This window comes from Pseudoxanthomonas sp. LjRoot143 (assembly GCF_964252945.1).
In the GTDB taxonomy this organism is placed as follows: Bacteria; Pseudomonadota; Gammaproteobacteria; order Xanthomonadales; family Xanthomonadaceae; genus Pseudoxanthomonas_A.
Genome location: NZ_CAXUPM020000001.1, coordinates 3152464 through 3170120, shown reverse-complemented (window position 1 = coordinate 3170120; position 17657 = coordinate 3152464). Strand labels below are relative to the sequence as shown.

Annotated in this window: 19 protein-coding genes; 11 read left to right on the top strand and 8 right to left on the bottom strand. The window is 67.6% G+C overall.

Translation table 11 applies throughout. The annotated features are described in order from the left end of the window. Positions 1 to 8: 8 nt before the first annotated feature. The 5 genes from ACSQ1W_RS15415 to ACSQ1W_RS15395 all read left to right on the top strand — a co-directional run bounded on the left by ACSQ1W_RS15415 (position 9) and on the right by ACSQ1W_RS15395 (position 3119). Positions 9 to 686 (top strand): type 1 glutamine amidotransferase domain-containing protein, encoded by a 678-nt coding sequence (locus ACSQ1W_RS15415; protein WP_436044524.1) that lies wholly within the window; start codon positions 9 to 11, stop codon positions 684 to 686. A 64-nt stretch (positions 687 to 750) separates the two neighbouring features. Further along, a complete protein-coding gene (locus ACSQ1W_RS15410; protein WP_192273237.1) occupies positions 751 to 1038 on the top strand; it encodes a DUF3247 family protein in 288 nt (95 codons plus the stop codon). Beyond that, entirely contained in the window at positions 1038 to 1232 is a 195-nt protein-coding gene (locus ACSQ1W_RS15405; protein ID WP_436044523.1) for a CPXCG motif-containing cysteine-rich protein, read from the top strand. The genes ACSQ1W_RS15410 and ACSQ1W_RS15405 overlap by 1 nt, the downstream gene beginning before the upstream one ends. Positions 1233 to 1303: 71 nt before the next feature. After that, complete coding sequence (locus ACSQ1W_RS15400; protein WP_436044522.1) at positions 1304 to 2614, top strand: PQQ-dependent sugar dehydrogenase; 1311 nt, start codon at positions 1304 to 1306, stop codon at positions 2612 to 2614. Between the two features lie 76 nt (positions 2615 to 2690). Then, positions 2691 to 3119 carry a hypothetical protein gene (locus ACSQ1W_RS15395; RefSeq protein WP_436044521.1) on the top strand — a complete coding sequence of 143 codons (429 nt, stop codon included), beginning with the start codon at positions 2691 to 2693 and terminating at the stop codon, positions 3117 to 3119. Between the two features lie 72 nt (positions 3120 to 3191). On the opposite strand, the gene ACSQ1W_RS15390 is transcribed toward ACSQ1W_RS15395, so the two are convergent. Then, positions 3192 to 5039, bottom strand: a complete 1848-nt coding sequence (locus ACSQ1W_RS15390) for an ABC transporter ATP-binding protein (protein WP_436044520.1) — start codon at positions 5037 to 5039, stop codon at positions 3192 to 3194. 50 nt (positions 5040 to 5089) lie between these two features. After that, positions 5090 to 5677 carry an NADPH-dependent FMN reductase gene (locus ACSQ1W_RS15385; protein ID WP_436044519.1) on the bottom strand — a complete coding sequence of 196 codons (588 nt, stop codon included), beginning with the start codon at positions 5675 to 5677 and terminating at the stop codon, positions 5090 to 5092. A gap of 67 nt (positions 5678 to 5744) precedes the next feature. On the opposite strand from ACSQ1W_RS15385, the gene soxR reads away from it, so the two are divergent. The 4 genes from soxR to ACSQ1W_RS15365 all read left to right on the top strand — a co-directional run bounded on the left by soxR (position 5745) and on the right by ACSQ1W_RS15365 (position 7669). Then, positions 5745 to 6209 carry a redox-sensitive transcriptional activator SoxR gene (soxR, locus tag ACSQ1W_RS15380; protein ID WP_436044518.1) on the top strand — a complete coding sequence of 155 codons (465 nt, stop codon included), beginning with the start codon at positions 5745 to 5747 and terminating at the stop codon, positions 6207 to 6209. A gap of 75 nt (positions 6210 to 6284) precedes the next feature. Continuing rightward, positions 6285 to 6515: an SHOCT domain-containing protein gene (locus tag ACSQ1W_RS15375; RefSeq protein WP_436044517.1), complete on the top strand. Its 231-nt coding sequence runs from the start codon at positions 6285 to 6287 to the stop codon at positions 6513 to 6515. 41 nt (positions 6516 to 6556) lie between these two features. Further along, positions 6557 to 7066, top strand: a complete 510-nt coding sequence (locus tag ACSQ1W_RS15370) for a DUF2059 domain-containing protein (protein ID WP_436044516.1) — start codon at positions 6557 to 6559, stop codon at positions 7064 to 7066. Positions 7067 to 7078: 12 nt separating this feature from the next. Continuing rightward, the gene (locus ACSQ1W_RS15365; protein ID WP_436044515.1) at positions 7079 to 7669 is read left to right on the top strand and encodes an HAD family hydrolase; all 591 of its coding nucleotides are present in this window, start codon (positions 7079 to 7081) and stop codon (positions 7667 to 7669) included. A 159-nt stretch (positions 7670 to 7828) separates the two neighbouring features. Here the strand turns inward: ACSQ1W_RS15365 and ACSQ1W_RS15360 are convergent, their stop codons facing one another. After that, complete coding sequence (locus ACSQ1W_RS15360) at positions 7829 to 8869, bottom strand: oxidoreductase (protein WP_436044514.1); 1041 nt, start codon at positions 8867 to 8869, stop codon at positions 7829 to 7831. 167 nt (positions 8870 to 9036) lie between these two features. Here ACSQ1W_RS15360 and ACSQ1W_RS15355 point away from each other — a divergent pair, with 167 nt between their 5' ends. Both ACSQ1W_RS15355 and ACSQ1W_RS15350 read left to right on the top strand, forming a co-directional pair. After that, a complete protein-coding gene (locus ACSQ1W_RS15355) occupies positions 9037 to 9393 on the top strand; it encodes a BON domain-containing protein (RefSeq protein ID WP_436046209.1) in 357 nt (118 codons plus the stop codon). Positions 9394 to 9505: 112 nt separating this feature from the next. After that, complete coding sequence (locus ACSQ1W_RS15350) at positions 9506 to 10054, top strand: lipocalin family protein (protein ID WP_436044513.1); 549 nt, start codon at positions 9506 to 9508, stop codon at positions 10052 to 10054. A gap of 180 nt (positions 10055 to 10234) precedes the next feature. On the opposite strand, the gene ACSQ1W_RS15345 is transcribed toward ACSQ1W_RS15350, so the two are convergent. The 5 genes from ACSQ1W_RS15345 to ACSQ1W_RS15325 form a co-directional block, all read right to left on the bottom strand. Then, positions 10235 to 10816 carry an acyloxyacyl hydrolase gene (locus tag ACSQ1W_RS15345; RefSeq protein ID WP_436044512.1) on the bottom strand — a complete coding sequence of 194 codons (582 nt, stop codon included), beginning with the start codon at positions 10814 to 10816 and terminating at the stop codon, positions 10235 to 10237. An 83-nt stretch (positions 10817 to 10899) separates the two neighbouring features. Next, a complete protein-coding gene (locus ACSQ1W_RS15340; protein WP_436044511.1) occupies positions 10900 to 12315 on the bottom strand; it encodes an efflux transporter outer membrane subunit in 1416 nt (471 codons plus the stop codon). Further along, on the bottom strand, positions 12309 to 13058 hold the full coding sequence (locus ACSQ1W_RS15335) for an SDR family oxidoreductase (protein ID WP_192273209.1): 750 nt from the start codon (positions 13056 to 13058) through the stop codon (positions 12309 to 12311). Before ACSQ1W_RS15335 ends, ACSQ1W_RS15340 begins: the two co-directional genes overlap by 7 nt. Before the next feature lie 31 nt (positions 13059 to 13089). Continuing rightward, positions 13090 to 16260, bottom strand: a complete 3171-nt coding sequence (locus ACSQ1W_RS15330; RefSeq protein WP_436044510.1) for an efflux RND transporter permease subunit — start codon at positions 16258 to 16260, stop codon at positions 13090 to 13092. A gap of 90 nt (positions 16261 to 16350) precedes the next feature. Beyond that, positions 16351 to 17559 (bottom strand): efflux RND transporter periplasmic adaptor subunit, encoded by a 1209-nt coding sequence (locus ACSQ1W_RS15325; protein ID WP_436044509.1) that lies wholly within the window; start codon positions 17557 to 17559, stop codon positions 16351 to 16353. Positions 17560 to 17657: the final 98 nt, after the last annotated feature.

Sequence of the window (17657 nt, the reverse complement as noted above, 5' to 3'; positions counted from 1 at the left end):
AGCCGCCGATGAAGATCCTGATGGTGCTGACCTCGCACGACCGCCTCGGCGATACCGGGCACAAGACCGGCTTCTGGCTGGAGGAACTGGCCGCGCCGTACTACGTGTTCAAGGACGCCGGCGCGGAGATCGTGCTGGCGTCGCCGAAGGGCGGGCAACCGCCGCTGGACCCGAAGAGCGATGCGCCGGACGCGCAGACCGCGGCCACCGTGCGTTTCAACGAGGATGCCGATGCGCTGGCCACGCTGGCCGCCACGCTGAAGCTGAAGGACGTGGTGGACGACGAGTTCGATGCCGTCTTCTATCCCGGTGGACACGGGCCGCTGTGGGACCTGGCCGAAGACCAGGATTCGCTGCGCCTGATCGAGCAGACGTTCTCCGCCGGCAAGCCGCTGGCCGCGGTGTGCCACGGTCCTGCGGTACTGCGCCACGCGCGCGGTGCGCTGGCCGAGCCGCTGGTGAAGGACAAGCGCGTCACCGGTTTCTCCAACGAGGAGGAAGCGGCGGTGGGCCTGACCGACGTGGTGCCGTTCTCGCTGGAAGACGAACTGAAGAAGAATGGCGCGCGCTACGAGCGCGGTGCGCCGTGGCGGTCGTACGTGGTGACCGATGGCCGGCTGGTGACGGGGCAGAATCCGGCGTCGTCCGCCGAAGCGGCCGAGGACGTGCTGCGTCTGTTGCGCTGACGCATTCACGCACTGTTACCCGCGCGGGGGTAGCGTGGTCGCCAGGCAAGCACGGAGGTGGGTCATGACCGAGGCGCCCCCGCATCTGTATACGCAGCAGGCCGACATCGCCCGTCTGGAGGCCATGATCCTGCAGCTCCCGGACGAGGCCGTCGTACGGCTGGACCTCAACGATGGCGGCAGCATCACCGGCACCGTCGCCGTACGGCCGGCCGTGCAGGTGTTCCGCGACACCGACGGCCACGAGGGCTTCAATGCCGTGGTGCGCATCGATGACCGCCATCGCCCACAGGTGGCGCACTATCTGTGGCTGGACCGCATCGTCACGGTGACGGCCCTGGGCACGTTCTGATGCCTCATCTCCCTGCTGCCGACATCGCGTGTCCTTATTGCGGAGAAACCATCACGCTGGTGGTGGACGACTCCGCGGGCGACCAGCAGTACGTCGAGGACTGCCACGTCTGCTGCAAGCCGATCGAAGTGCGGGTGAGCATGGACGAAGAAGGCAGCCTGGACGTGGTGGCGTGGGGGCAGGACGAGGCCTAGCCGTGCGCGGATTGACGCCGCGTTCGCGCCATCGTGCCTAGGCTCGCCGCATGCCATCCGGAGTGCGTGCGATGAAGCAGATCCGCTGCCTGATGCCGTTGCTGCTGTTGGGCTGCCTGTCGTGTTCCGGACATGCGCAGTCGCCGGCCGAGACCGGCCCCCAACCGACCTTGCCGGAACCGCAGAAACGTTGGATCCCCACGGTCAATGTGGCGCCCGCGGTCGGCTGGCCGGAAGGAACGGCGCCGACGCCCGCGCAAGGCTTGGCCGTCACGGCTTTCGCGCGCGGGCTGGACCATCCGCGCTGGCTGTACGTGCTGCCGAACGGCGACGTACTGGTCGCCGAGACCAACGCCCCGCCCAAATCGGCGGAGAAGAAGGGCCTGCGCACCTGGTTCATGAAGCGCACGATGAAGAAGGCCGGCGCCGCCACGCCCAGCGCCAACCGCATCACCCTGCTGCGCGACGCCGACCGTGACGGTGTGGCAGAGGTACGTGAGGTGTTTCTCTCCAACCTGATGTCGCCGTTCGGCATGGCGCTGGTGAATGGCCGGCTGTACATCGCCAACGCCGATGCCATCGTCAGCGTGCCGTACCGCGACGGACAGACGCGCAGCACCGACAGGCCGGTGAAACTCGCCGCCCTGCCGGGCGGGCCGCTCAACCACCACTGGACCAAGAGCCTGCTGGCCAGCACGGATGGCCAGTACCTGTACGTCGGCGTGGGATCCAACAGCAACGTCGGCGAGAACGGCATGGAGATGGAAAGAGACCGCGCCGCGGTGCTGCAGGTGGACATCGCCACCGGCGCGCGCCGCGTGTTCGCCGGTGGCCTGCGCAATCCGGTAGGACTGGCGTGGGAGCCGGACAGCGGAGCACTGTGGACCGTGGTCAACGAACGCGACGAACTCGGCGACGCGTTGGTGCCGGATTACCTGACATCCGTGCGCGAGGGCGCGTTCTACGGCTGGCCGTACAGCTACTACGGCCAGCACGTGGACACCCGCATCGAGCCGCAACGGCCCGACCTGGTCGCGTCCGCCATCGCGCCCGACTACGCGCTGGGTGCGCATGTCGCCGCGCTTGGCCTGGCTTTCCATGACGGTGTGGGCTGGCCGGCGGCGCTGCAGGGCGGCGCCTTCATCGGCGAGCACGGCTCGTGGAACCGGCGCGAACCGTCCGGCTACAAGCTGGCGTTCGTGCGTTTCGTCGACGGCCGCCCGCAGGGCGCGCCGGTGGACGTGCTGACCGGCTTCCTGGACGCCGATGGCAACGCGCGCGGACGTCCGGTCGGCGTGGTGGTGGATGCACGCAACGGGGTGTTGATGGCGGATGACGTCGGCAACGTGATCTGGCGGGTGGCACCGGCCGGCGGACCGTAACGCGCGTATCGCGGCGCGGGGGTCTATGCTCCGTCCCGGTCCCACAATGACCCTGGGGAGGGGAGAGATGACGACCATGACAGGTACGAAGCGTTCGGTGGGTTACTGGATCGTCGCGGTGTTCGCGCTGGTCTGGAACCTGATCGGCGTGGCGTTCTGGTACATGCAGATCAGCATGACGCCGGACCGGCTTGCGATGATGTCCGAGCCGGAGCGGCAGATATACGAAGCCACACCAGGCTGGATCAACATCGCATTCGCGGTCGCGGTGTTCGGCGGCGTGCTTGGCGCACTGGGCCTGCTGATGAAGAAGCGTTGGGCAGGAACGATGTTCCTGGTGTCGCTGGTCAGTCTGCTGGTGCAGATGATCGGCGCTTACGCAGTGACGCCGGCATGGGCGGTTTACGGTCCCGTCGGATTGGTGATGCCGGCCGTCTTTGTGCTGATCGCGCTGTTCCTGCTGTGGTACACCAACAAGGCGAAGGCACGGGGCTGGTTGTCCTGAGTTTCGCCTCAGCGCAAAGAAAAGCCGCCGGTTTCCCGGCGGCTTTTTTTGTCCCTGCGCAGTCGGTCCGGCTTACGCGTCCACGTCTTCCAGATCCACGCCGATGAAGCCGCCGGACTGACGGCGCCACAGGGCGGCGTACAGGCCGTCCTGTTCCAGCAGTTCCTCATGGCTGCCACTTTCGATCACGCGACCGCCGTCCATCACGATCAGGCGATCGAGCACGGCGATCGTGGACAGGCGGTGGGCGATGGCGATGACAGTCTTGCCTTCCATCAGTGCGTACAGCTGCTCCTGGATGGCGGCCTCGACTTCCGAATCCAGCGCGGATGTCGCCTCGTCCAGCACCAGGATCGGCGCATCCTTCAGCAGCACGCGCGCGATGGCCACGCGCTGGCGCTGGCCGCCGGACAGTTTGACGCCGCGCTCGCCTACCTGGGTGTCGTAGCCGCTGCGGCCCTTGGCATCGGTCAGGCCCTGGATGAACTCGTCCGCATGCGCGCGCCGAGAGGCTTCCAGCAGCTCCGCCTCGGTCGCGTCCGGCCGGCCGTAGCGGATGTTGTCGCGGATCGAGCGGTGCAGCAGCGAGGTGTCCTGGGTGACCATGCCGATGTTCCGGCGCAGCGACTCCTGCGTGACGCGCGACACCTCCTGGCCGTCGATCAGGATGCGGCCGCCTTCCACGTCGTAGAAGCGCAGCAGCAGGTTGACCAGCGTCGACTTGCCCGCGCCGGAGCGACCGACGATGCCGACCTTCTCGCCGGGCTTGATGGTCAGCGACAGGTCGTCGATCACCTTGGCCTCGCGCCCATAGTGGAACTGGACGTGGTCGAAACGGATCTCGCCCTGGGTGACGTCCAGATCCTTAGCATCCTTGGCATCGGCGATCGCCAGCGGCTGCGCCAGCGTGCCCATGCCGTCCTCGACGGTGCCGATGTTCTCGAACAGACCCGCCACTTCCCACAGGATCCAGTCGGACATCGAGCGGATGCGCATCACCAGCGCGATGGCCACGGCGATCGCGCCCATCGAGATCGACGACTGCAGCCACGCCCAGATCGCCACGCCGGCCACGCTGGCCAGCAGGAACGCATTGAGCGTGTGCAGGGCGACCGTCAGCTGGGTGACCAGGCGCATCTGCGCATGCACCGTGACCATGAACTCGTCCATGGCGCCGCGCGCGTAGTCCTGCTCGCGCATGGTGTGGGCGAACAGCTTGATGGTCTGGATGTTGGTGTAGCTGTCGACGATGCGCCCGGTCATCTGCGCGCGTGCATCGGACTGCGCCATCGACACCTTCTGCAGGCGCGGCACGAAGTGGAACACCAGCACCAGGTAGCTCACCAGCCAGACCACCAGCGGCAGCACCAGCCAGACATCGGCCTGCGCGACCAGCACCACGGTGCCGACGAAGTAGACGACGACGTAGACGAACACGTCCATCAGCTTCATCACCGTCTCGCGGATCGACAGCGCGGTCTGCATGACCTTCTGCGAGATGCGGCCGGCGAACTCGTCCTGGAAGAAGCCCACGCTCTGCCGCAGCAGGTAGCGGTGCGACAGCCAGCGGGCGATCATCGGGTAGTTGCCGAAGATCGTCTGGTGGATGACCAGCGACTGCACCAGGATCAGCAGCGGATAGGCCACCACCACCAGCACGCCCATCAGCAGCAGCTTCTCGCCGTGCACCGACAGGAAGCTGTCGCGGCCGGTGCTGCCCATCCAGTCGACCAGCTGGCCCATGTAGTCGAAGAAGGTGATCTCCAGCGCCGAGATCACGCCGGTCAGCACCGACATCACAATCAGCCAGGGCAGCAGCGGCCGCGAGTAATGCAGCAGGAACGGCAGCAGCTTCCGCGGCGGCGTGGTCGGCTCGCCCTTCGGATACGGATTGATGCGGGTTTCGAAGAATCGGAACATCGGTCGGTCCATCGTGGCGCGGTCGTTCCGCGCAGGAAAACTTGCCGGCGTCAGCCGGCGGGATAAGGCCAGGCGGCGCGCGCCTGCCTCAGCGCGTGCCCATACCAGGCCAGTTGATCCAGCATGCGGCGCGCCGCACGTTCGCTGGCCTCTGTGGCGTGTGGCCTGCCAGCGGCATCGAAACGATCCCATGCCTGGCTGAAGTACACGCCGTCGCGGATCGGCACGGCATGCAGGCCGGAGAACACCTGGCGCAGCTGTTCCGCTGCGCGGACCCCTCCGCTGTGACCCCCATACGCGACGAAGGCGACCGGCTTGGCCTGCCAGTGGGCCTGGACCGAATCGATCACGAACTTCAGCGCGGCGGCGCATCCCAATAGAAAGCCGCCGTGATTGTACTCCGGCACCACCGCCACGAAGGCGTCGGCACGCCAGATGCGTTGTTGCAGATTCACCAGGTCCGCACTGGGCACTGCCCCGTGGCGCTGGGGCAGATCGAGCAAGGCGGGATCGATCGCATCGACCGTGTAGTCGTTGCGCCGTTCCAGCTGCGTCCGCAGCCAGTCGGCCACGGTGCTGCAGAAGCGGCCTTCGCGCGTGCTGCCGTACAGCAGCGCCAGGTGCAGGGGATCGGACATCGCAGAGCGGCTTGCGGGAACAGGAAGGGCAGGGTAGAACCTCAACCATTCTTGAGGTCAATGCGCCATGCCGGAAAAGCAGCATCCCCCCATTGAAACGGAGCTCACCGTCGGCCAGGTGGCCGCGCGCGCGGGCGTGGCGGTGTCCACGCTGCATTTCTATGAAGCCAAGGGGCTGATCCACAGTTGGCGCAATGCGGGCAACCAGCGCCGCTATCCGCGCGAGGTGCTGCGGCGTGTGGCGGTAATCAAGGTGGCGCAGCGCACCGGCATTCCGCTGGCGGAGATCCAGGCCGCGCTGTCGGCGTTGCCAGAAAACCGCACGCCCACGGCGGCGGACTGGAAGAAGCTCTCCGTGCGCTGGCGTGAGGCGCTCGATGCACGCATCGCCAGCCTGACCCGGCTGCGCGACCAGATGGATGGCTGTATCGGCTGCGGATGCCTGTCGTTGAAGGTCTGCCCGTTGCGCAATCCGTGGGACGAACTGGGTGAGGAAGGGCCGGGCGCGCGGCTGCTGGAAGCGGTGGACTGACCTGTCGCGGGCGGGGTGCATCGTGGCTAGAATCGCAACCACCGGCAGGGGGCCGGCGACATAAGGAGCGTGCGCATGGGCGGCATCAGCATCTGGCACTGGATCATCCTATTCGTGTTCTTCGTGCTGCCGGTACTGGCGATCGGTGGCCTGGCCTGGTTCCTCGTCCGCCGGTCGCGCGCGGCGCCTCCGCAGGCCCCCACCGTGGAGGCGCGTCTGCAACGCCTGGATGAACTGCTTGCTAGGGGCACCATCACGCAGGGCGAGCGTGAGCGCCAGCGAGCGGACGTCCTGCGCAGCATCTGAGCGGGTCATCGCTGTTTCCGCACACCGTCAAGGAGATCGACATGAAGAAGTGGATTCTGCTCGCTTTGCTCAGTTTTCCCGGGATCGCGGTCGCGTCCGATCCGCAGCCTGCCACCGAGGCGTCGATACGCGAGCTGCTGTTGGCGACCGAGGCGGACAAGCTGGTAGACCAGGTACACACGCAGATGATGTCGTTGTACGACCAGGCGCCGGAGGGCGAAGGTGGCGCACCCACGGCGGATGACGTGCAGGCGCGACATCGCCACGCCCGATTGTCGGCGTTTCTCAGGTCGGAGATGGGCTGGGAGGCGATGGCGCCCGCGTTGATCGAGGTCTACCGGAAGGTCTACACCGAGCAGGAAGTGCAGGACATGCTGGCGTTCTATCGCACGCCGACAGGCCGTTCGCTGATCAGGAAGCAGCCGCTGGTGATGCAGCACTCGATGGAAGCCATGCAGGTGCGCATGAAGACGCTCGAGCCGGCTATTCGCAAGCTGATCGAGGAAACCACACCCGCCTCGCGCGGCAGGATGCGCGTCGAACGACACTGACCATCGGCGCCCATGGATCTCGCCCTGTTCGATTTCGACGGCACGCTGACCACGCGCGAGACCTTTCCGGACTTCATGCGCTATGCGGTGGCGCGCCCCCGCCTGTTGGCCGGAGGCGTGCTGCTGGCGCCGGTGGTGTTCGGTTACCGGCGCGGCTGGGTGGCGGGCAATCCGACGCGCGCCAGCATCGTGCAGGTCGGCCTGCGTGGCGTGGACGCGGCGCGCTTGCGTTCACAGGGCGAAGCATTCGCGCGCGACGTGCTTCCCGGCGTGCTGCGACCGCAGGCGATGGCGCGGTTGCAGTGGCATCGCGAGCGCGGCGATCGCATCGTCATCGTGTCGGGTGGGCTGGATGTCTATCTGGCACCCTGGTGCGCGACGCAGGGCGTCGAGCTCGCCTGCTCGGTGCTGGCCGAGCGCGGCGGACGCGTTACCGGCTATGCCGGCGCGCAATGCGTCGGCGAGGAGAAGGTGCGTCGCGTGCGCGCGCTGTGCGATCCGCAGGCGTACCGCGCCGTGCACGCCTATGGCGATACGCACGAGGACCTCGCGATGCTGGCGATGGCGCATCACCGGACGTATCGCGGCGAGGCGGTGGCGTGAGGGCCGGGGGACGGTGGGTGTGGGAGCGACGCAAGTCGCGATCGTGAACCTCACCGCATCACGGTGCATCCGCAGGTACGGGGCGTCCGAAGACACGCCGGGGGTCTTCTGCGCCGGATGGCGTACGGTCGCGACTTGCGTCGCTCCTACAGCATGCAATCAGCCCAGTGCGATCTCCCGGCGTTCCTCACTGCTGCGAGCCCCGAGTTCGATCAGCCGCATGATCTCCAGCGCCTGCTGCGGCGTCACCGGTACCGGGCCGCCCTGCAGGATCGCGTCGCGCATGCCGGCGTAGTACGCCCGGTAATCGCCGTGCTCGGCGCGGGCGATGTCCGTCACGAGGCGCCCGTCGCGTTCCTGCACGACTTCGCCCGACCGGGCGTCGATACCCCAGCCGGGCGTGCCGGGCACCATGCCCGCCCGTAGCTGGTCTTCCTGCACGTCCAGCCCATGCTTGAGATAACTGCCCTGCGTGCCATGCACCGCGAAGCGCAGGCCGTTGCCGGCGACCAGCGTGGACGCGTGCAGGATGGCGCGATGGCTCGGGTAGCGCAGCGTGACGTCGAAGTAATCCGCCGCCTGCGCACCGTCGCGCAGGCGCGCGATGTCGGCGGTGATCGCTTCCGGCAGCCCGAACAGCTGCACCACCTGGTCGAGCAGGTGCGGGCCGAGGTCGTACCAGAGACCGCCACCGGGTTCGTCGCGCTCGCGCCAACGGTCCTGCACGACGGGACGGAACCGGTCGAAGTGCGAATGGAACTCCGCCACGCGGCCCAGTTCGCCATCGGCGATCAGCCGCCGTACGGTGAGGAAGTCCGCATCCCAGCGCCGGTTCTGGAACACGCTGACCAGGCGGTCCGCCGCGTCCGCCGCGGCGATCACGTCATGCGCCTCGCGCAGCGTGACGGTGAATGGCTTGTCCACCACCACGTGCTTGCCCTGGCGCAGGGCCGCGATCGCGAGCGGTGCGTGGGTGTCGTTCGGGGACGCGATCACCACCAGGTCCACGTGCGGATCGGCAAACGCGGCGTGCGCATCCTGGACGACCTGCACCTCCGGCCAGTCGGCCTTCACCTTGGCGGCATCGCGCGACACCACGGTGTGCAGTCGCAGGCCGGGCGTCGCCAGGATCAACGGTGCATGGAACACCTTGCCGACGAAGCCATAACCGACCAGCGCAACGTTGAGGGAGGTGGTCATGCGCGGCGGATCCGGGAGGAAGGCCTCCATGGTACGGGAAGCGGCGCGTTGATCCGCTGTGCACGTGCATGAATCCCACGCAACACCGGCCTGAACGACACGCCCTTTTTCACGCATGTTGTACGAGGCCGCGCCGACACTCGGACCGCAACACGACCAGGAGAAAGATCATGAAACCTCTGCATACCCGTTCGCTGCTTGCCGCCGCCCTGTCGACGGCGCTGCTGTTCTCCGCCTCGCACGTCATGGCGGCCAATCCGCCGAACGAACCGGAAGAGAACGCGCAGAACGACTCGACCCAGCCGGTGACCGATACGTGGATCACCACCAAGGTGAAGGCCGATCTGCTCGCCACCGAGAACGTATCCGGCCTCGACATCAAGGTCGAAACCGTCGATGGCGTGGTGACGTTGTCTGGCGCGGTCGCCAACCAGTCCCAGAAGGACAAGGCGATCACCGTCGCCAAGCAGATCAAGGGCGTGAAGTCGGTCGAGGCCAGTGGCCTGACCCTCGCCGCGCGCTAAGCGCCCGTCCAAGCGTGTGTGGCACGAAGCGGATGCACTCCAGCGTAGGGTGCATCCGCTTCTCTGTCTGGAACGTATGTCGTCCGTCGATTCAATCGCCAGGGAGTGACCGATGCGCCGCCGATGCCTGCCCCGACTGTCCGTGATCGCACTGATGGCCTGCGCGACGCTGTCCGCGCATGCGGCCGAACCGGTCACCTCCGTCCCGCAACTGGACATCTCGCGCTACGCCGGCCAGTGGCATGAGATCGCGCACCTGCCGATGTTCTTCCAGCGCCAGTGCGTGGGCGACATCACCGCGCGCTACTCGCTGGACGCGCCCGGTAAGATCGGCGTGCTCAACGCGTGCAAGACCGAGGACGGCAGCATGGACCAGTCCCAGGGCGTCGCCCGTCCGGTCGAGGGACATCCGGGCCGGCTGGAAGTACGGTTCGCCCCGGACTGGCTGTCGTGGGTGCCGATGGTGTGGGCCGACTACTGGGTGATCGCGCTGGACCCGGACTACCAGTGGGCGATGGTGGGCGAGCCGGACCGCGAGTACCTGTGGATCCTGTCGCGCGAGCCGACCATGGAGCGTGCGCAGTTCGAGCAGCTGAAGGCGAAGGCCGAGGCGATGGGCTACGACCTGAAGCCGTTGATCATGGCGGCGCCGCTGCGGTGACTCACGGGCGCTGACCGGCCTGGGAAGAACAGGTGTGGGAGCGACGTAAGTCGCGATCTGACGGATCGGCGACCTTGCCGCAGGGTGAGGCTCACTCCGCATCGAGGGCGCTCAAGCCCCCCGATGTTTCCATCGCGACTTACGTCGCTCCCACAACCCACATCCCCAACTTGCTGCTGCTTACAGCCGGTGCGTATAGCGGAACTGCAGGAAGTTCTCGCCCGGGTTCGGCCGCTTGATGCGGGCGTTGGAGAAGTGCTGGAAGCGCAGCGACCATTCGTGCTGGTCGCTGGCGCCGAAGCGCTTGCCCAGCGCGATGTGGTCGCCGAAGTTGAAGGTGGTGCTGAATTCCTTCTTCTTCGTGTCGTACTTCGGGAAGATCACGTTGACGCCGATGCCGCCCTCGACGAACCAGCCGTCGCTCCATCCGTTCGGGCGCCAGCGCAGCGCGGGCGACAAGCCGACCTGGGTGCTGTTCTCGCTGTCGCTGTGCCAGCGGCCCACCTCGCCCTGCCATTGGCCGCTGATATGGCCATAGCGGTACTGCTTCTCCCAACGCCAGTCGCGGCTCATGCCGACGGTCAGCGATTGCGCGTCTTCGGCCACGCCGCCCTGCACGTACCAGGCGGTGCGCGGTTCGGCGGCCAGGGCCTGCGTGCTGGCGACGGCCAACAGCGCGGCGAGCGCCAGGCGGGAAGCGGCGCGCGGAAGCGGGTAGGAGAGGGAGGAGGCGACGGGGGAAAGAGGATGTACAGCGGGCACGGACGACACTCGATCAGGGGTGGGCTGCGCCCGTGGGCGCAGCATGCAATGCAGCAACGGAAAGACGGCGTGACGGTGGTGGTTCAGGGCAGCGCCGCGAGCGCGGGAGCCACGTCCTGTTCGCCCCAGCCGCCCAGCGACTTGTAGATCGTCACCACGCCGACGTTGACGCCGGCCTCGGCCTGCGCCAACGCATCGTCCGCCGCGAGCTGCGTGCGTTGTGCGTCCAGCAGGGTGAGGAAGTCCGACGAGCCGGCACGATACCGGACTTCGGCCAGCTCTGCTGCGCGGCGGGCGGCAACGGATTGTTCCAGCCGGAGTTTCAGCTGGGCCTGCTGCTTGGCATAGGAAAGCAGTGCGTTTTCGGTTTCCTCCAGCGCGCCGAGCACGGCCTTCTCGTACTGCGCCGCCACGCCGTCGGCCTGTGCTTCGCTCGCACGCAGGCGCGCGCGGACGCTGCCCATGTCGAACGCGGCCCAGCTGATCGAGGGCGTGACCTGCCAGGCGCGGTTGTCGCCGTTGACCAGGTTGCCCCAGCCGCCGGACAGGAAGCCGATGAAGCCGCGCAGGCTCACCCGCGGGAACAGGTCCGCCGTCGCCACGCCGACGCGTGCCGTGGCCGCCGCCAGGCGACGCTCGGCCGCGCGCACGTCCGGCCGCTGGCGCAGCAGTTCGGTGGTGTCGCCGATCGGCAACGCCTTGGCGAACGCCGGGGCTTCGCGCGGGACGAGCAGAGCGTCGAGCTCACCGGGACGCTGGCCGACCAGCACCGCCAGCCGGTGGCGCGACTGGCCTTCGGCCGCTTCGAGCATCGGTACCTCGGCTTCGACCGCGCGCACGCGGGCCAGGCTGCTCTGCACCTCCAGCTGGCTGCCCGCGCCGAGGTCGAAGCGCGATTCGGTCAGGCGCTGGGTTTCGCCCAGTGTCTGCAGGATGCGCCGTGACACGTCCAGGCGCTTCTGCGTGCCGCGCAGTTCGAAGTAGTTGCGCGCCACTTCCGCCGCGACGGTCACCTGCATCGCCTGCAGATCGTTGCGCTGCGCCTGCAGGTCCGCATGCGCGGCCTCGGCACTGCGGCGCACGCGGCCGAACAGATCCAGTTCCCACGCGGCATCGAAGCCGGTGGAGTAGCTGTCCGTCTCCACGCGGCCCTGGCCTTCGACCGGCTGTTTGGAGCGGGTGCCTTCGACACCCATCGTGACGTGCGGTGCCAGGTCCAGACGCCGTTCGGAGAACACCGCGCGTGCCTCGTTGACGCGCGACACCGCGATGCGCACATCGAGGTTGGCCAGCAGCGCCTCGCGGACCAGCTGGTCCAGCACCGGGTCGTCGAACTGGCTCCACCACGCGGCGACCGGATGGTCGGCCACGTAGTCGACGGCACCGGCCTGCTGCAGCGTGGCCGGTGCGGTCTGCGGGGCCGCGTAGTCGGGCCCCACGGTCACGCAGCCCGCCAGCAGCACGGCGGCGACGCCGAGGACGAGCGGACGGATCACCATGGCAGCACCTGGTCGAAGTAGTAGTAGCCGCCGGTCGGGCCATCGTTGTCGATCAGCGCCAGCTGCACGCTGGTGCGCGCGCCTTCCGGCACGGACAGCTCGCCGTTCTGCTGGTCGCCGGCCTTGTTCATCTCGGTCTGCACATAGCCCGGATGGATCGTGTTGACCTTGATGCCGGTGTCCTTCAGCTCGTGGGCCAGGTGGATGGTCCATGCGTTCACCGCGCTCTTGGAGACGTTGTACGCCGGCACGCCCTTGAACTCGTAGATGAAGGACGCCGGGTTCTGGTGTTCCGACAGCGAGCCGAGCAGGCTGGACACGTTGACGATGCGGCCGGCACTGGACTTGCGCAGCAGCGGCAGGAACGCCTGGGTGGTTTCGATCACGCCGAACAGGTTGGTGTCGAACGTGGTGCGCCAGGTGTCGAGCGACTGGCCGGACACGCCCTTGGTCGCGTCATCGACCAGGATGCCGGCATTGTTGACCAGGATGTCGAGCCGCCCGTGGCGCTGTTCGACCTCCTTCACGGCGGCAGCGATGCTGGCTGGATCGGTGACGTCGAGCGCGATGGCCTCGACCGGCAGGCCCTGGGCCTGCAGGTCCAGCACGGCTTCGACCGCCTTGTCGCGGTTGCGGCCGGCCAGCAGGGTGTGCACGCCGGCTTCGGCCAGCTGGCGGACGGTTTCGCGACCGATGCCGCGGGTGGCGCCGGTGACGAGGGCGATCTTGGAAGAAACGTTCATGGCATGACCTCGTTGGGTAGTGGGAATTGGATCAGGCGTGTGTCGTCGCCGTGTCGGCGGCGGGAGCATGGGAGACCAGCGGCTTGTTGGCCAGCTTGCGCAGGGCCACGTAGAACACGGGCGTCAGGAACAGGCCGAACAGGGTGACGCCCAGCATGCCGGCGAACACCGTGATGCCGGTGACGGAGCGCACCTCGGCGCCGGCACCGCTGGACAGCACCAGCGGCACGGTACCGGCGATGAACGCCACCGACGTCATGATGATCGGGCGCAGGCGCAGGCGACAGGATTCCAGTGCTGATTCGATGATGCCCTTGCCCTGCAGCTCCAGCTCGCGGGCGAACTCGACGATCAGGATGGCGTTCTTGCACGCCAGGCCCATCAGCACCACCAGGCCCACCTGCACGAACACGTTGTTGTCGCCGCCGACCAGCCACACGCCGGCCAGGGCCGACAGCAGCGTCATCGGCACGATCAGGATCACCGCCAGCGGCAGGGTCCAGCTTTCGTACAGCGCGGCCAGCACCAGGAAGGCCAGCAGCACCGCCAGCGGGAACACCACCAGCGCGGCCTTGCCCTGGGTGGCCTGCTGGTAGCTCAGGTCGCTCCAGCCGATGCCCATGCCGGTCGGCAGCACCTGCTGCGCCAGTTCGGTGACCTTGGCCATCGCTTCGCCCGAGGACAGCACGCGCGGGTCGGCGTCGCCCAGCAGGTCGGCGGCCGGATAGCCGTTGAAGCGGATCACCGGGTCCGGGCCGTAGGTCTGCTTGATGTTCACCATGCTGCCGATCGGCACCATCTCGCCGTTGGCGTTGCGGGTGCGCAGGTTGGCGATGTCCTCGACGTCGTCGCGGAACTGCCCGTCGGCCTGCGCGATGACCTGCCAGGTGCGGCCGAACATGTTGAAGTCGTTGACGTAGGCCGAACCCAGGTAGGTCTGCAGCGTGTCGAACAGCTCGGTCAGCGGCACGCCCTGCGCCTTGGCCTTGACGCGGTCGACCTCGGCGTCCAGCTGCGGCACGTTGGCCTGGTAGCTGCTGATCGGGAAGCCCAGGCCAGGCGTCTGCGACGCTGCGCCCTGGAACGCCTGCACCGCGTTCTGCAACTCGCCGTAGCCCAGGCGCGTACGGTCCTCGATGAAGAGCGACCAGCCGGAGCCGTTGCCCAGACCCTGGATCGGCGGCGGCATGAAGGCGAAGGTGAAGCCTTCCTCGATGCCGGCGAACTTCTGGTTCAGTTCGGCGGTGATCTCTTCGGCACTCCGCGAGCGTTCGTTGAACGGCTTCAGGGTGAAGAACACCACGCCGTTGTTGGGCGTGTTGGTGAACTGCAGCGGGTTCAGACCGGGGAACGCGACCTCGTGCTCCACGCCTTCGACCTTCATCGCGATGGCGGCCATCTTCTTCAGGGTGGCGTCGGTGCGCTCGATCGAGGCGCCCTCCGGCATCTTTACGCCGGCGATCAGGTACTGCTTGTCCTGCACCGGGATGAAGCCGGCCGGCACCGCGCGGAACATCAGGCCCGCACCCACCAGCAGCACCGCGTACACCAGGAACACGGCGCCGCGACGGCCCAGCGTGCGGCCCACCGCGCCTTCATAGCGCTCGGAATTGCGCTTGAAGAAGCGGTTGAACGGACGGAACAGCCAGCCGAACAGGCCATCGATCACGCGCGACAGGCGATCCTTCGGTGCGTCGTGCGGCTGCAGCAGCTTGGCGGCCAGTGCCGGCGACAGGGTCAGCGAGTTGATCGCCGAGATCACCGTGGAGATGGCGATGGTCACCGCGAACTGCTTGTAGAACTGGCCGGTGACGCCGGTCAGGAAGGCCATCGGCACGAACACCGCACACAGCACCAGCGCGATCGCGATGATCGGCCCGGAGACTTCCTTCATCGCCAGGTGCGCCGCTTCGAGCGGTGTCGCGCCGTGCTCGATGTGGCGCTCGACGTTCTCCACCACCACGATGGCGTCGTCCACCACGATGCCGATCGCCAGCACCAGGCCGAACAGCGTCAGCGTGTTGATCGAGTAGCCCAGCAGGTGCAGGATGGCGAACGTACCGACCACCGACACCGGCACCGCCAGCAGCGGGATGATCGAGGCGCGCCAGGTCTGCAGGAACAGGATCACCACCAGCACCACCAGCAGGGTGGCTTCCAGCAGCGTGGAGATCACCGACTTGATCGAGTCCCGCACGAATACCGTGGTGTCGTAGATCGACTGGATCTCGACGCCCGGCGGCAGGGTCGGGCGCAGCTCGTCCATCTTGGCGACGACGGCGTCGCGGATGTCCAGCGCGTTGGCGCCCGGTGCCTGGAAGATGCCGATGGCGGAAGCGTTCTTGCCGTCCAGGCGCGCGCGCAGCGTGTAGTCGCCGGCGGCCAGTTCGATGCGGGCCACGTCGGCCAGGCGCACGATCTCGCCGTCGCCGCCGCTCTTCAGCACGATGTTGCCGAATTCCTCGACGGTCTCCAGGCGGCCCTTGGCGTTGATCGGCAACAGGAAGTCGCTGCCGTTCGGCATCGGCTCGGCGCCCAGCTGGCCGGCCGACACCTGCACGTTCTGCTCGCGCACGGCGCGCAATACGTCGCTGGCGGTCATGCCGCGCGCGGCCACCTTGTCCGGGTCCAGCCACAGTCGCATGGCGTAGTCGCCACCGCCGAACTGCTGCGCATCGCCGACGCCGGGGATGCGCGCCAGTTCGTCCTTCACGTGCAGGCGCATGTAGTTGCGCAGGTACAGCGAGTCGTATTTGCCGTCGCTGGAGGTCAGGTGCACGACCATCAGGAAGACCGGCGACTGCTTCTGCGTGGTCACGCCCTGGCGGCGCACGTCCTCGGGCAGGCGCGCCTGCGCCTGCGCCACGCGGTTCTGTACGCGCACCGCGGCCTCGTCCGGGTCGGTGCCCGGCTTGAAGGTCACGGTCAGCGACAGCACGCCATCGGAACCGGCGACGGACTTGATGTACATCATGTCCTCGACGCCGTTGATGGCTTCTTCCAGTGGCGTGGCGACGGTCTCGGCGATGACCTTGGGGTTGGCGCCCGGGTACACGGTGCGCACGACCACCGAGGGCGGTACCACTTCGGGGTATTCGCCGATCGGCAGCAGCGGGATCGAGATCAGGCCGGCAGCGAAGATCACGATCGACAACACCGCGGCGAAGATCGGCCGGTCGATGAAGAAACGGGAGAAGTCCATGGGTGGATTTCCTGGAAAGAAGAAAGAGCGTCCCCGTCACCGGCCGCCTGGGCGACCGATGTGGGTTCCATCGTTACGAGGGTGGGTGCGTCAGTTCTTGGCGACGGCCTGGGTCGGCGGCGCATCGGCCGCACCCATCGCCACGGCCTTGGCCTGCACCGGCATGCCGGGGAAGAAGACCTTCTGCACGCCGCTGACGATGACCTTGTCGCCGGCGGCCAGGCCCTGCTCGACGATGCGCAGGCCATCGGCCATGCGGCCGACCTTCACGTCGCGTCGCTGGGCCTTGCCATCCTTGTCGACCACGTAGACGTACTTGCGGTCCTGGTCGGTCAGCACGGCCTTGTCATCGACCAGCGCGGCCTTGAACTCGCCGCTGCCGAGCAGGCGCACGCGCGCGTACAGGCCGGGCGTGAACGTGCGGTCGGTGTTGTCGAGCACGGCGCGGGCGCGGATGGTGCCGGTGCTGCGGTCGACCTGGTTGTCGAGGAAGTCGACCGTGCCCGCGTGCGGGAAATCCGCCTCGTCGGCCAGAGCGACCTGAACCGGCACCTTGCCGTCGCGTTCGCTCGGGCGCTCGCCCTTGCGCGCCATTTCGGCGTAGCGCAGGAACGCGCGCTCGTCGGCGTCGAAGTGCACGTGCACCTTGTCCAGCGAGACGACCGTGGTCAGTACGCTGGCGGCATCGCCGGCGCTGACCAGATTGCCGGCGGTGACCAGCGCGCGGCCGGCACGGCCGTCGATCGGCGCGCGCACCTGGGTCCATTCCAGGTTGAGGCGTGCGGTTTCCACGGCGGCCTGCGCGGCGGCGACATTGGCCTGTGCCTGGTCGGCGTTGGCGCGGCGCTGCTCGTACTCTTCGGTCGACAGCGCCTGCAGGTCGGCCAGGCGCTTGGCGCGCGAGGCTTCGCTGCGGCCCAGTTCGGCCTGCGTGCGCGCACGCGCCAGTTCGGCCTGGGCACGCGCCAGTTCGGCGCGGTAGCTGCGGGCATCGATGGTGAAGAGCACGTCGCCCCTCTTCACTTCCTGGCCTTCGGTGTAGACGACGCGGTCGATGTAGCCGGAAACGCGCGGACGCAGGTCGACGTGTTCGATGGCTTCGACGCGGCCACTGAATTCGTCCCACTGGCTGATCGCCTTGACCGGCACGGCCGCGACGCTGACCTGCGGCGGCGGGGGAGCGCCGTTCTCGGCGGCCTGGCCGCTGCAACCGGCCAGCACGGCGAGGGCGAGGACACTGAACGCACCGAGCGCCAGCAGGCGCTGCGAACGCGGGGAAACGGAAAGAGGCGTGTTCATGGGTGGTGGTCTCTTGGGGGAGAGGAGGAAACGGGAGGGAAGGGTGCGACCTGAAGTCTGGTTGAGGTCAAGCGGTGATGTATTGGAAGGCTGTGCAG

Excerpts from the sequence above, each read along its gene's own strand:
- ACSQ1W_RS15415 (WP_436044524.1), top strand. The coding sequence starts at position 9 with ATGAAGATCCTGATGGTGCTGACCTCGCACGACCGCCTCGGCGATACC.
- ACSQ1W_RS15410 (WP_192273237.1), top strand. The coding sequence starts at position 751 with ATGACCGAGGCGCCCCCGCATCTGTATACGCAGCAGGCCGACATCGCC.
- ACSQ1W_RS15405 (WP_436044523.1), top strand. The coding sequence starts at position 1,038 with ATGCCTCATCTCCCTGCTGCCGACATCGCGTGTCCTTATTGCGGAGAA.
- ACSQ1W_RS15400 (WP_436044522.1), top strand. The coding sequence starts at position 1,304 with ATGAAGCAGATCCGCTGCCTGATGCCGTTGCTGCTGTTGGGCTGCCTG.
- ACSQ1W_RS15395 (WP_436044521.1), top strand. The coding sequence starts at position 2,691 with ATGACAGGTACGAAGCGTTCGGTGGGTTACTGGATCGTCGCGGTGTTC.
- ACSQ1W_RS15390 (WP_436044520.1), bottom strand. The coding sequence starts at position 5,039 with ATGTTCCGATTCTTCGAAACCCGCATCAATCCGTATCCGAAGGGCGAG.
- ACSQ1W_RS15385 (WP_436044519.1), bottom strand. The coding sequence starts at position 5,677 with ATGTCCGATCCCCTGCACCTGGCGCTGCTGTACGGCAGCACGCGCGAA.
- soxR (WP_436044518.1), top strand. The coding sequence starts at position 5,745 with ATGCCGGAAAAGCAGCATCCCCCCATTGAAACGGAGCTCACCGTCGGC.
- ACSQ1W_RS15375 (WP_436044517.1), top strand. The coding sequence starts at position 6,285 with ATGGGCGGCATCAGCATCTGGCACTGGATCATCCTATTCGTGTTCTTC.
- ACSQ1W_RS15370 (WP_436044516.1), top strand. The coding sequence starts at position 6,557 with ATGAAGAAGTGGATTCTGCTCGCTTTGCTCAGTTTTCCCGGGATCGCG.
- ACSQ1W_RS15365 (WP_436044515.1), top strand. The coding sequence starts at position 7,079 with ATGGATCTCGCCCTGTTCGATTTCGACGGCACGCTGACCACGCGCGAG.
- ACSQ1W_RS15360 (WP_436044514.1), bottom strand. The coding sequence starts at position 8,869 with ATGACCACCTCCCTCAACGTTGCGCTGGTCGGTTATGGCTTCGTCGGC.
- ACSQ1W_RS15350 (WP_436044513.1), top strand. The coding sequence starts at position 9,506 with ATGCGCCGCCGATGCCTGCCCCGACTGTCCGTGATCGCACTGATGGCC.
- ACSQ1W_RS15340 (WP_436044511.1), bottom strand. The coding sequence starts at position 12,315 with ATGGTGATCCGTCCGCTCGTCCTCGGCGTCGCCGCCGTGCTGCTGGCG.
- ACSQ1W_RS15335 (WP_192273209.1), bottom strand. The coding sequence starts at position 13,058 with ATGAACGTTTCTTCCAAGATCGCCCTCGTCACCGGCGCCACCCGCGGC.
- ACSQ1W_RS15330 (WP_436044510.1), bottom strand. The coding sequence starts at position 16,260 with ATGGACTTCTCCCGTTTCTTCATCGACCGGCCGATCTTCGCCGCGGTG.
- ACSQ1W_RS15325 (WP_436044509.1), bottom strand. The coding sequence starts at position 17,559 with ATGAACACGCCTCTTTCCGTTTCCCCGCGTTCGCAGCGCCTGCTGGCG.